This window comes from Cupriavidus sp. D39 (genome assembly GCF_026627925.1).
In the GTDB taxonomy this organism is placed as follows: domain Bacteria; phylum Pseudomonadota; class Gammaproteobacteria; order Burkholderiales; family Burkholderiaceae; genus Cupriavidus; species Cupriavidus ulmosensis.
This window is the reverse complement of sequence record NZ_JAPNLE010000011.1, coordinates 157,614-170,387: the sequence shown is the minus strand read 5'-3', so window position 1 is coordinate 170,387 and position 12,774 is coordinate 157,614. Positions and strand designations below refer to the sequence as shown.

At 57.7% G+C, this 12,774-nt stretch carries 8 protein-coding genes; 4 read left to right on the top strand and 4 right to left on the bottom strand.

What is annotated here, in order from left to right; genetic code table 11:
* Window positions 1–119: 119 nt before the first annotated feature.
* The 4 genes from OMK73_RS37795 to OMK73_RS37785 form a co-directional block, all read right to left on the bottom strand.
* Window positions 120–1,640 (bottom strand): hypothetical protein, encoded by a 1,521-nt coding sequence (locus OMK73_RS37795; RefSeq protein ID WP_267606784.1) that lies wholly within the window; start codon window positions 1,638–1,640, stop codon window positions 120–122.
* Window positions 1,641–2,212: 572 nt separating this feature from the next.
* Entirely contained in the window at window positions 2,213–4,036 is a 1,824-nt protein-coding gene (locus OMK73_RS37790; protein WP_267606783.1) for a methyltransferase domain-containing protein, read from the bottom strand.
* A 3-nt stretch (window positions 4,037–4,039) separates the two neighbouring features.
* Window positions 4,040–4,576 carry a hypothetical protein gene (locus OMK73_RS38595; protein ID WP_324291841.1) on the bottom strand — a complete coding sequence of 179 codons (537 nt, stop codon included), beginning with the start codon at window positions 4,574–4,576 and terminating at the stop codon, window positions 4,040–4,042.
* A complete protein-coding gene (locus tag OMK73_RS37785) occupies window positions 4,558–5,931 on the bottom strand; it encodes a peptide transporter (protein WP_324291840.1) in 1,374 nt (457 codons plus the stop codon). Before OMK73_RS37785 ends, OMK73_RS38595 begins: the two co-directional genes overlap by 19 nt.
* Window positions 5,932–6,944: 1,013 nt before the next feature.
* Here OMK73_RS37785 and OMK73_RS37780 point away from each other — a divergent pair.
* The 4 genes from OMK73_RS37780 to OMK73_RS37765 all read left to right on the top strand — a co-directional run bounded on the left by OMK73_RS37780 (window position 6,945) and on the right by OMK73_RS37765 (window position 12,716).
* Window positions 6,945–7,484, top strand: a complete 540-nt coding sequence (locus OMK73_RS37780) for a POTRA domain-containing protein (protein WP_267606782.1) — start codon at window positions 6,945–6,947, stop codon at window positions 7,482–7,484.
* Window positions 7,481–8,422, top strand: a complete 942-nt coding sequence (locus OMK73_RS37775) for a hypothetical protein (RefSeq protein ID WP_267606781.1) — start codon at window positions 7,481–7,483, stop codon at window positions 8,420–8,422. Before OMK73_RS37780 ends, OMK73_RS37775 begins: the two co-directional genes overlap by 4 nt.
* An 86-nt stretch (window positions 8,423–8,508) precedes the next feature.
* Entirely contained in the window at window positions 8,509–9,852 is a 1,344-nt protein-coding gene (locus OMK73_RS37770) for a filamentous hemagglutinin N-terminal domain-containing protein (RefSeq protein WP_267606780.1), read from the top strand.
* 881 nt (window positions 9,853–10,733) lie between these two features.
* Window positions 10,734–12,716, top strand: a complete 1,983-nt coding sequence (locus OMK73_RS37765; protein WP_267606779.1) for a beta strand repeat-containing protein — start codon at window positions 10,734–10,736, stop codon at window positions 12,714–12,716.
* Window positions 12,717–12,774: the final 58 nt, after the last annotated feature.

Here is a 12,774-nt window from a genome sequence, read left to right as displayed (position 1 = left end):
ATTTTGGTGGTTGTATTTCGAACGAAAACGGCTTCTCACACCGCTCAGCCCTTCTAGTCCGGGAAGCCGTGTCACAAGAAAGCCATACCACGCGCCCCTTACTATTGCTGGTGGTCTGCTTAGTGAGGCAACGATTCCGCTGGCGATAGTTTATAAATTGTCGGTTCCATCTGATCTAATATGACGAGATCGAAATCCGCGCCGGGGTGAAGGCAAAGCCGGACTGTATATTGTACGTTGTGAGTCTCGGCATCAATCTTCTTGATTGCACGGGAACTATGTTTGGGAAGTATAGCCAGCACTTGGTGCATTGAGGTCTTGCTAGCATCGACCACTGTGATGACGACCTCACTGATATTCTGGGAAGGCCACACCCCGCCGTCAACGCGCATCCGTTGCACAGATATTTGCCCGCGCATCATCCAAACACCAGCCTCCCAGCCATCCGCGTCGGTTCGGCGCAACCAGCGAACCATGCCAACGCAGTACTCATTGTCGTAAACGTTGTTTAGGCCAACCAGTGCGCCAACACATAATGCATTATCTGCGTGCTTTGGTAGGCTGAGGCGGCAACCGTCGACGCTGCGATCGAGTACAAGACAGTCGGACCAAGCTAGGGATTCGAATATAGCCGCGTGGCTTGCCGCCGATGGCTTGCCGTGAACGCTTCCCAAGATTCGCTGGTATCCTACGCATGCGCGAGCCATACGCATGGTCTCCGTGCGCCGTCCCATGCGCACAAGATAACGTGTCCGGCGTCCAACCACCGTCCGAAATAGTTCCGATGCGCTATCTGCCTGCACTTGGCCTGAGGCGATAAGATCGGACAATTTTGTACAAACCTGATCCCGAAGTGGACTCAGCGAGATGTAACGCACGCGATCACGAGGAATGTTGTGGGCGGTCTGCAAGACAATCAAACCACTGCATAGGTCCAACTGCTCTTGGGTACCTGCGTCGGCTAGGCTGGCGATCCTTAGATTCCCCATACAACCAGCGAGCAGTGTTTCCATCAAGAACTGTGCGGCAGGCGAGAGCGACGCGGGCGCTACCCACTGACCAAAAAGAAGCCTTACATACTCTCGCTCCGTGGACACAGATAGTCCTTGGTCATTCACGAGCGACCTATTTTTTTGTTCCTTGCTCCAGCGCTCCGCAACCTCGTAGAGGTAAGATGCCATCGTCCAAAAGCGGATAGATGGCTGCTTATAGCGCAGCCAAGACCACCGAGCGTTCCAGCGAGCAATGCTCATGGTAGACGTGAGCAGGGTATTCCATGTGGGAAACAGACCTTCTGTCATGCCACGTTCAAGTTTCTGAACATGCGGGACAACCGCGTTCAGTAACCAGCCACTCAGAAGGTCAGCACTAGCACAAATGCGATGAAACGAATCTTCCTGGCAGACATTTCCGCACTCATACCACAACGCCTCAATGGCCTGAAGTGCGCTCGTGACGTGCGAAAGCAGCTCACGGCTTGACTCTACGCAGTAGACCGAATCACTTCCGAACTTGGCGACGCCCTCCAGCGAACAGCGCAGACTCGTGAGTGTCGACCATTCCGTCTGTGCGCAATCAATCTCAGCCGGCGGTAGGGCATCCTGGTCTAGTATCAGGGGTTTTGTCGTGGTCACCAACATTCCTTTTCGTTTCGTGCTACAGGTAGCGTCCGTGTCCAGCCGCCAAGTGAGTAAAAATACACAACTCGCGGACATGGTCCTGCGAAATCAGGAATCCTTATTCGTCTATTGCGGAAACCACTTGGCTGGGCGATAGCGATTAGAATATTTAGGCTATTGCACGATGCCCCGCCTTTGGCTTACTTTTGCCTAAAGACATGCTGCGGATGGCGAAAGTCGTGTCATGAGCTGACCGATATCGTGCGTTCCGATTGAGGGTTTCGGCGCATCCCATGCCGGCGCCATCTTAGTAAAAGCGCGCGCCAACTAGGCTTCTGGTATGGCGTTGTTACCCAAATCCAGGCGTCGCACAGTGGAATGAAGCCCATGCACAACGCTCGGAGTGTTGCCACCGTTAGCGAATTGGGGAACGACGATCATCAGGGAGGCCACTGGATGCGCGCGCGCAGTGCCTTGAGGAATAGGAGATCGGTGCTCTTAAAGACCGAACAGGCAGTTGCGAGAACTCAGCCCTGCGATGGGCACGGCATGCTCGCTCCCAATCAAAGTGAAACCGGATGACCGGCGTTCGATCATTTCAACGAAGCGTGACGGTCGCGACGCAAGTTACGTGGTATCTTAGCTCTGTCGCGCCATCGTGAGAGCTCGAATGCAACCCGACTCAGGACCGGTTGCCATTGTCCAAGCCGTTCTTGTCTAAAAATGTGCATTGCCGGATACCAGGGACTGTCTTGTCGTTCGAGCATCCAACGCCAGTCACAGACAGTGGGCAGTAACAACCAGACGGGCTTTCCCATCGCCCCGGCCAAATGAGTGACAGCTGTATCGACCGAAATCACAAGATCCAGGTTTGCGATTGCGGCAGCTGTCTGCCTAAAATCGCTAAATCGATGTCCAAGCGCGAAGAACTTTGGGTCAGTACGCGCTCGTTGCCTGGCCTCTTCCTCTCCTTTGCCGCTCTGCAGACTTACAAAGGTCACGTTCTGCACACTCAGGACGTCTTGCAACAGAGCAAGTGACGACAATGAGCGGTTTGCATCGTTTTCATGCGTCGGGTTACCGTGCCAAACCAAGCCTACCTTATACCGATTGTCTGTCCAACGCCAGCCGCGTTCGATCTCCATTTCTCGGATCGCAGCTACGTGCAAATACGGTGCTCCCGGGATCGAATGCTCCGAGAGCGTTCTATAGACTGGGATCGAGTGTGGAAACACCCAATAGTCGTGGAGGGGCAAATCCGCTCGACGCGAAACGGGCATCACCAAATCGGCACCGATCAGCGCATCTCGCAATAGCGGATAGAGCGCGTCCTGGCAAAGTACGGTCACGCGATCGGCATTCAGGTGCGTTTTCAGATCCAGCGCGAAGCGGCTAAACATGATTTCGTCACCGAAACCAAACTCCGTCCATATCACGATGGATTTGCCTTCCAAGCGTTCGCCCTGCCAACGTGGATATGGGACTTCGGGTAGAGTCGGCGTGCGGCGGGTATCAGAGACACTCGCCTCCCGGACTCGGAATCCTTCCCTGAATTTGCCGAGCTGTAATAGGAATAGCGCCTGAAATATGCGCGTCTGCGCATTTGGCAAACGCTGCGCAGCGTTGCTCCAAAGTGCCTCTACTTCGTCGTAGCGCGCCAGCCGCGTCAGCAAGTGTGCGAGCGCGTTATAGGCGTCAAGCGATGGGCGCTGTGCAGCCACTGCAGCACGATAGGCATGTTCCGCCGTCTGATCATCGTTCGCTTGATGTTCTGCAACAATGCCTTCGTGTAGCCACTGGCCAGTCGATTTCTCGACACGGACCGTCACGTTCGGATCAACTTTCCGCCACACCCATTCGATTGCACACTCGGCATCACCTAGAGTTTGGTCAACGGTACTCGCCACACGCTCGTCGTACTGATCGCGCAACTGGATAATCCGCTCACACTGTACCTCGTTAGCAAACTCATGCAGCAATGAGACTACGTTCACAGAGCGAGGCAGAGAACTATTTGCTTTACATAGCGTAAAGCTCCACTTGTGGTCCGAATTGAACTGGGACGGCCAATGGCCGCGCTCGTACAAATCCTCGTCAGGTACCGTGACGATCAAGTATCCGCCTGGTCTGAGAATGCGCAGCCAGTTCCGCAACGCGATACTTGGGTTCTCCAGATGCTCCAAACAGTGGCTTGAATGTACAAAGTCATACGCTTCGTCGGCAACGCCGATCATTAACTGAGCATCACCATCGCCAATGTCCCAAGCTCTAACGCTTTTCATGCGGTTGAACTTGCCAACATAACTGGACAAAGGTGCTTCGCCGGCACCGATATCGATGCCAGTGCCGACGAAGTAGCGCTCGACAAACACGCGCTCCTGCAATCTCCGCCGGGCTGCCTTATCCGCTTCGCGCATTGCTTAGACCTCCATCACCGTTCCGAGCGAACCTGTCTTGGCGGCTGCCGGGGCGGCATGCTGCGAGAGTCTGCTCTTCCAAAGAGCCTCGATTTTGTCGCCAAGTATCTCGGCACGGCCGGCGAAGATGACCTTGTTGATGGCGGCTGGCCCTGCAAGGTTTTGCGCGAGCGTCTTCCTCTCGCCGGCGTCGTCAATCAATATCAGGGCTGCCTCGACATACTTATCCACCGTGTCTGCGACTAGCCACCGTGGAAAATCTAGTCGCCCAAACATTCCTTCATCGATATGCTCGTGCACTTCGGGCCCCGTTTTGCACACACCGACAAGTCCTGCAAAGACCGTGTCCACGATCCCGTTGGTATTGCCAAACGGGAACGGGTTCAGGAACATGTCGCAGTTGGCGATGACACGCATGTAGTCCGCGTATGCTTGATGCCCGTAGACGATGGCCTTGTCACTCAGGTAGCGCCTGATCAGACGCTGGACCTGTGGCAGCACCAGTCCAATGGCTTGTCCGATCAGAAAATGGAATTGCACCGGCGCCTGCGCCCGTTCAGCGATTCTTGCACACGCTTCCAAAAACCAGGATTTAGTTTCATTGTCGTCGCAGCCACAGCAATCCGCACCACATGTGCATCGTCATCGCGTGTGCGTTTTAACTCCAGCGCCTTCATGCCGGCCGGCGGCCGGTACGGCATGCCGTCCCTAGGCAAGGTCAAAAGTGGCTCACCAAAGCACGTCGGATCCCCCACATAGTCTTCCTCGACCACGACGAAGTCGATGGCGTGCGAGTGTGTTGTGGCTGGATGCCCCAATGCCATCAACTGTAACGGGGCGACCCGCAGATTCGACAGGACCATGGTCAGCGGAAACATCCCGACACTTGGCATATAACAAACCTGCACATCGCGATCTATACAGATGTCTCTCATGCGAGCCACACTGTGCCAAACATCGGCTTCCGCGAGTTCAACGAACTCATCGAAGACCTGTCGCGTGACGGTATCGACGCGGTCGGCGTAGCCAATTCCAATGACATGAAAATGCCGCCTCATCCCCTCGATGGTCAGCGAGTGGGTACGGTAGATGGAATGATTTTCTGTAAACCATTCGAGCACAACCAGTAGTGTCGGTTTTTGGCCCGGCTTTGGGCGTTGCGCTCCAAAGCGCAAGTCCTCTAGCCCGCGCGCGTGTAGCTTGCGGCGAATCAGCTCGTTCAACGGTTTTTTAATATCATGCTTGCCGGCATAGTCTGCGTAGCTGCAGTGCATGTAGACGTCGTGCAAGATTCCGCCAGGCAGGTCGTCCAGATCCACCTCTGCGAGATGGGAAGACAACCATTGGAGTAGTGCCTCCCGCTTGCCATGTGCCGCGGGCGTACCCAGAAAGCGAGGCGAAATCAGCGTCATAGCCAACCCGGCCATCAGTTTCTTGTCGAACCCCCATAGTTCATTGATGTCCAGCGGCAGCTCTGATTCCGTCAGATAGAATAACGCGAATTTCCGGAGATCCCGATAGGCCACCCGTATGGTGGTTGCACCGGCACCATCTTGATTAAGCGCGCGCAGAATATGATCCGCGTTGCGATAGGGACTTGCGGCAAATAGCGCCGAGAGCCATCGGTGCATATTTAAGGTGGTCGCAAATCCGACATCGGAGAGTTGAAACGCGGGATCCACGACCAGCGTCGTCACCGCCCCGGCAAGTCGGCTTAGCAAGTGATCGTCCACGGCATCAATAGCTGCCGGCGACTGCACCACGGCCTCGAACTGACCGTCCAGCGACCCATATTGGCCGTCAAGTGATTGCAACAATACGAGCAATTCTCGGCCTGCTTCCTCGTACCGGTGGTTGTAGACCCAATACTCGAATCTTTCTAGATTGAAGCTCATCGTACACCTCAGTCGTCATCCAGCGGGGGATGCGCTATTCATGTTTAGCTGCGTTCGGATACACCTTCGGCATTGTCGCCTCAGTGCTGCTTTGATCGTTATGTCGTCCTGCGTCAGGGGTTCTTGTTGCCAGCCGACGTTTTCTTGCCCTCAGGCGGGTCAGCTTCGAGCCACTTGGAGGCTAACTGAAACGCACTCGCAGATGACTTACATTTCTTGGGGGCCGCGAGGAACGATACCAAGACAAAGCCTACTGCGAGCGCTCCGGCAGGCAAAACGGCATAGCGATTCGCGCAGTTGCGACACGGCACCTCAAAATTCCGAGCGGTGCAACTACTTTAGCGTGCGCGCGACGCGGGCGTTTGTCGAGCGGGAAGCCCGATTCGATGTCCAGGCACGAGTGGCCCCAGTTTTTTGCTGATGTTCAACATCCGCGCGCGCCGGCCATCTGCCCAGATGACCGGTTCACTCCACTGTGGGTGAGGTTTACGTCGGCGCTGACCTTTAGTTTTTCGATTCCTGGCACGTGCACCTGCGTTCCGGTCTGGTAGGTCCAGCGGCGCACGCCGAATGGATGCCGGGGCCGAGTTCTTCTTTCTGCTGCGGGCTGGTGATGGACAAAGGGTCTTCAAGGGGTTGCCTTAGATCCGAGCCTTTGGTGGGGAAATGTAAGTCTTCCGTGGGCGCGCGCCCGGTATTTTCGTGCCTGAAGGCTGATGGTATTTCCTATCCGGGCGCGCCCGCTGGCGGCGGCCGAAGCTAAAAAGAACTCGAACGATATGTTACAGCGGCAGAGAAAGCGGAGATCTAGCTTGCAAACCGAAGGCGGACAGACGAAGGTATGGCGGACGCAGATTGCAGGAGCGGTGCTACTGATGTTGATGGTACTGGGCCCACCTCCTAGGGAGGCGGGAGCGCAACCCAATACATTGCAAGGTGAGCCGAGCCAGCGCGTAAGCGTGCAGGAGGTAGAGTGGGAGATCCAAGGCGAACATCGGGGCCTGGTGGGCGTCATGGAGCAGCAACGCCAGGCGCTGATGGGGCGAATTCTGGACACGGCATCGCTCGCGCAGTTGGAGTCAGACCTGACACTGGCATTGCGACGGGCCGGTTATCTGGTCGCGGTAGCGATCGTGAGGCCAAGCGAGCGGGAGCGGTTCCTCAAGACGGGACAGCTGAAGGTCACGCTGTTTGCGGGAGAAGTGGGCGATATCGAAATTAGGAACAGCTCACGGGTGAGTACAGAACATCTGCGGCAGGTGGTGACGAGCGCGCTGTGTCCGGACGCGAGTGCTGCATGCGCGTTGACGGCAGCGCACTTAGAGAGGGCATTGCAGTTGTTGCGCGACACGCCGGGCGTGCAGATTGGTGCGCCAGAGTTTTCCGCGCAGGGCGTGGGCATAGGGCAGACGAAGCTGGTAGTGGAGGTGCAGCAGAAGGACCGCTTGTTCTCGGGATTTGTTAGCGTAGACAACGGTGGCGTCTCGGCGACCGGTCACAACCGGCTGGGCGTGACCGGCACGGCGACGAACCTCTTTCATGGGGGGACGTGATCAATCTGTCGGCGTTCGAGAGCAGCCGCCAGCAGACGACGGGGCAGTTGAGCGTGAGTGCGCCGCTGGGATCTCGAGGGTTGCGCTGGACAAGTAGCGTCGCGCATACGCTCTATACGCTGCCGAGCACGAGTGCCGATGGCAAGGCGGATGTGGGGACACTGGGGATCGCGTATCCGCTGGTTCGCTCGCTGGACAGTAATTGGGTGGCGGTGCTCGATGGCAAGGCCGTGCATTCGAGCGTCGACATGCTGGGCATCAACACGTCAAACAAGAGTCTATATGCTGGCCAGCTCTCAATCACCGGCGACTCGGGGGATCGCGCCATTCAGGGTGGCAACAGCTACTGGTCGGGCAGTGTGTCGCTGCTCATGGGAGACGTGCGCGACGGCGCGGCACTGGCCGATCCAGGCCACCAGCTCGGACACTACGCCAAGCTCTCGTATGATGCGCTGCGCAAGCAGAATCTGACGACAGGCGGGGAGTGGTACCTGCTGATGCGGGCGCGCGGCCAGCTCACAAGCGGCAACATGGACGGGTACGAGAAGCTGGGCGTAGGTGGAGCCACAGGCGTGCGCGCGTTCGGCGGCGGGGAAGGTTCCCTCGATGAAGGCGTGTTGGCGACGCTGGCGCTGGCTCGGCGCTTCACCTTTAGTACAGGCGATCAGCTCGCGCCGAACCTGTTCATTGACTACGTGAATGGCTATGCCAATCACAGCGCTTACGCGAGCTGGCAGAGCCTGAGCGGCTATCGAAACAGCACATTGAGTAACCATCGAGTGCTGGCCGGTTACGGCATCGGCATCGACTGGGTCAGCCCGCACCGGCTGTTGCTGAACCTGTCCTGGTCCAGGCGCTTTGCGACAAGTAGCAGCGCGATCAACGATCCCGCGAACGCCGGAGCGCATGTCTGGCTGACGCTCGGATACCGATTTTAGGGCTTCCTTGCCCCGAGACACCGAACTCTGCCCGTTTAGCATTGCTGCGGGCTGTTTTGCTTTAATACCACACGAGTTATACCAAAATGAACAAGAACCTTTATCGCCTGGTATTCGACAAGAAGCGCGGGATGACTGTGGCCGTGGCCGAGACGGTGGTCAGCTGCAAGAAGAACCAACCGGGCGAGGGTGGAGCGATGCTCGCGCGGCAGGCACAGGTGTGGCTGTGCCGGGTGAAATGGGTGGCGCTGGGCGCGTCGTTGGCCGCGGGGACGGCGTGGCCGCTTGGCGCAATGTCGGCCGGTTCGCTGCCAAGCGGGGCCAATGTCGTCGCAGGCCAGGTCACGGTGACGCAACCAAGTGCGCAACAGTTGCAGATTGTTCAGCAGTCCGGCCGTGCGGTGGTGCAGTGGAATTCCTTCGATATTGGCGCAGGCAACGCGGTGCAGTTCATCCAGCCGGGCAGCACGTCGCAGATTCTGAACCGGGTGGTGTCGGGCAGCACGACGCAGATCCTGGGCAGCCTGACGGCCAACGGCCAAGTGTTCATCGTTAACCCGTACGGGGTGATGTTTGGACACGGCGCGGTGATCAATGTTGGGAGCATTCTTGCGTCGACCAAGGATATCAACACGGACGCCTTCATGGCCGGATGTGCGACGCTGTCGCTGCTGCGCTCGAGCAATACGACGGGCCTGGTGCAGAACGACGGGACGATTAACGCGCCCGGCGGCTATGTGGTCCTGCTGGGGGACCAGGTGCGTAACACGGGAACGATCCAGGCCAACGGCGGGAAGGTGGTGCTGCTGGCTGGGGACCGTGCGACGGTGGTGCTCAATAACGGGCTGCTGGCTGGGGTAACACTGGATGCGGCGTCGGCTGACGCGCTGGTGGAGAACGCCGGTCAAATCGATGCGCAGGGTGGTCAGGTGCTGCTCAGCGCGAAGTCGGCCAACGCGCTGCTGAACAATGTGATCAACCTGAGCGGGGTGATCAATGCGTCCAATGGTGGCCAAGTCACGCTGGATGGCGGCGCGCAAGGGGTGGTGAACCTCACGGGTGCGACGATCGATGTGTCGAGCCAAACGGGTCAGGGCGGGAACGTGACGGTAATGGGCCAGTATGTGGGGCTCTTTAACGGCAGCGAGATCAATGCGAACGGGGCCACTGGCGGAGGGACGGTGTTGGTGGGTGGAAGCTTCCACGGCACGGACGCGAACGTGACGAACGCCAATATGACGATCCTGGATGCGAGCTCCCGCATCGATGCTTCGGCCACGCAAATCGGGCGGGGCGGCAATGTAGCGGTGTGGTCGGACGCGTCCACGGATTTCGAGGGGACGATCACGGCGCGGGGCGGTGCGCAAGGGGTGATGGAGGATTTGTGGAGACCTCGAGCCACAATCACCTTCAAGCATTTGGGTCCGTAGATGCGAGTGCGCCGCAGGGAAAGGCGGCGAGTGGCTACTGGATCCGACAAATGTGGTCATCAGCAGCAGTGCCACGTCGAATGCGACGGACAGTAGCGGGACCTGGACGGTGACGAACGCCGCGTCCGTGATCAACAATGCCAGCATCGCGAGCGACCTGAATAGCGGTACGTCGGTGACGATCAGTACGACCAGCGGGGGAGCGCGGCCGGCAACATCACGATCAGCAGCGACATCGTTAAGAGCAGCGGTGGCAATGCCAGCCTGACGCTGACTGCCGATCGCAACATCTATTACAACCAGGGCAACATTACCTCGTCGAGCAACCAGCTCAATGTGAGCATGCTGGCGCCTAGCGGGGGTAGAGCTTGATAGTTTTGTCATTAACACTAATGGTGGAAATTTAAATATAACCGCAGGGGGTGATTGGCAACGGTTATGGGATTCAATTTAGTGGCGCGGCGGGCTCAATTAATTTATCGGGTGGAACTGGAGTAATCTCGTCTTCCCCGGCAGGGGTTTCGATTGGAAGTAATCTTACTGTATCTGGTGCTGGTTCACTGTCAATAAATGGAACGGCTACGTCGTCGGCAGGGATACAGACTTCGGCAGCAGTTATCCAGAATGGCGGAGGAAACTTAACGATTTATGGGTGTACCAGCGGTTCTGGCAGAAATGGAATTGGCCTCGATCAAGGGGGTTCGTCGTTAATTCAGAACGGCAATGGAAGTATTTCCCTAATTGGAAATTCTGTGTCGGGAAATGGAATATTTATAAGAGATGTTAATCAAACGGGGGGTGGATATATAAGCTTATTTGGAAATTCGAGTTCTGCTCGAGGTATATATATTGCTACGAACATTACTCAGACTAATGGGGTTATGGCGTTAATCGGGTACAGCAGCTCTACCGATGGGGTTTTCATTTCAAATGGCGTCAATATATCGGCAGTCAATCTTGCGATTGTTGGATGTAGCAGTAGTGGCGGCGCTATTGCCTATTCAAATACCGTACCGCTGACGGTGCAGAATCTCACGTTGACTGCCCTACATGGGGGCGTCACCTTCTGGCCAGGAGATTTGAACGTTGGCAGTGCCACTGTGACGAGTAATGGCGATGTGATGTTCTACAGCAACGTCACAGCGGGAAACCTAAGCGTGACCAGCACGACGGGTAACGTGACGGGCTGGGGCGTGGTGAATGTCAGCGGGTCGACGACGCTGGTGGCGAGCAACGGGTCGGTGACGCTGGCGAACGCAAGCAACGCACTGGGCATGGGGAGCGCGACAGCTGGCAATACGCTGAACGTGGCGAGCGCGGGGAACCTGACGCTGGCCAGTGTGACGGCAGGCAACGCGACACTCACGAGCGTGGGTGGCAGCGTGGTGGAGAGCGCGGGCGGCGTATTGAACGTGAGCGGCAACGCGACGCTGAGTGCGAACAACGCGGTGTCGCTGTCGGGGAATGTGAGCGCGGGGAACCTGAGCTTGTCGAGCACGTACGGCAGCGTGACGGACACGGGCGTGGTGAACGTGAGCGGATCGACAACGCTCACGGCGAGCAACGGTTTGGTGACGCTGTCGAACGCGAGCAACGCGCTGGGCACGGTGAGTGCAACGGTGAACTCGAGCGGAACGTTGAATCTGACGAGCGTAGGCAATCTAACGCTGGCCAACGTAGCTGCGGCTAACGTTTATCTGTGGAGCACGAATGGCAGCATCAACGGCGTGAGTGGGTCACTCAATGTGGCTGGAACGTTGAGCCTGACCCAATCGGGTAGTCTTGTCCTTGCAAACGTAACGGCGGGCAACCTGAGCGCGACGAGCACGTACGGTAGCGTGACGGACATTGGCGTGTTGAACGTGAGCGGATCGACGACGCTGGTGGCGGGCAATGGGTCGATCACGGTGGCGAACGCGAGCAACGCGCTGGGCACGGTGAGCGCGACGGTGAACTCGAGCGGAACGCTGAATCTGACGAGTGCAAACAACCTAACGCTGGCCAACGTGACGGCGGGCAATGTGACGCTGTGGAGTACGGGTGGTGTTGTGATGGAGGCCGCCGGTGGGGTGGTGACGGTGAGCGGGAACCTGACGCTGAGCGCGGCCAACGCGGTGGCGCTATCGGGCAACGTGAGCGCAGGGAACCTGAGTGCGACGAGCACGACCGGTAGCGTGACGGACACGGGCGTGGTGAACGTGAGCGGGTCGACGACGCTGGTGGCGGGCAATGGGTCGATCACGGTGGCGAACGCGAGCAGCACGCTGGGCACGGTGACGGCGACGGCTGGCAATACGCTGAACCTGGCGAGCGCAGGGAACCTGACGCTGGCCAGTGTGACGGCAGGCAACGCGACACTCACCAGCGTGGGTGGCAGTGTGGTGGAGACCGCGGGCGGCACGGTGAACGTGAGCGGATCGACGACGCTGGTGGCGGGCAATGGGTCGATCACGGTGGCGAACGCGAGCAACGCGCTGGGCACGGTGAGCGCGACGGCTGGCAATACGCTGAACGTGGCGAGCGCGGGGAACCTGACGCTGGCCAACGTGGTGGCGGGCAACGCGACGATCACGAGCGCGTCGGGATGGATCACGGCGAACGGGAATAGCACGGTGAACGTGAGCGGCGATGCGAATCTGACCGCTGCTCAACAGATCATCCTTAACTGCATTTCAGCTAACAATTTGAATGTAACGAGCACTGGATCCGGCATAACAGCAACTGGAAGTGGTCCTCGCAATTGGATTGCGACTGGCAACATGACGCTGTCGGCTCAGACGGGCATTCCAATCGTTAATGTAACGGTTGGGGGAACTTCAGTGCTACGACCACCGCCAGTGACGTGCATATCTTCGGCACATTGAACGTGAATGGATCGACGGCGATCACAGCAGCACAGTGCATCACGGCGTCTGGGACACT

Excerpts from the sequence above, each read along its gene's own strand:
- OMK73_RS37790 (WP_267606783.1), bottom strand. The coding sequence starts at position 4,036 with ATGCGCGAAGCGGATAAGGCAGCCCGGCGGAGATTGCAGGAGCGCGTG.
- OMK73_RS37780 (WP_267606782.1), top strand. The coding sequence starts at position 6,945 with ATGGAGCAGCAACGCCAGGCGCTGATGGGGCGAATTCTGGACACGGCA.
- OMK73_RS37795 (WP_267606784.1), bottom strand. The coding sequence starts at position 1,640 with ATGTTGGTGACCACGACAAAACCCCTGATACTAGACCAGGATGCCCTA.
- OMK73_RS37785 (WP_324291840.1), bottom strand. The coding sequence starts at position 5,931 with ATGAGCTTCAATCTAGAAAGATTCGAGTATTGGGTCTACAACCACCGG.
- OMK73_RS37765 (WP_267606779.1), top strand. The coding sequence starts at position 10,734 with ATGGCGTTAATCGGGTACAGCAGCTCTACCGATGGGGTTTTCATTTCA.
- OMK73_RS37770 (WP_267606780.1), top strand. The coding sequence starts at position 8,509 with ATGAACAAGAACCTTTATCGCCTGGTATTCGACAAGAAGCGCGGGATG.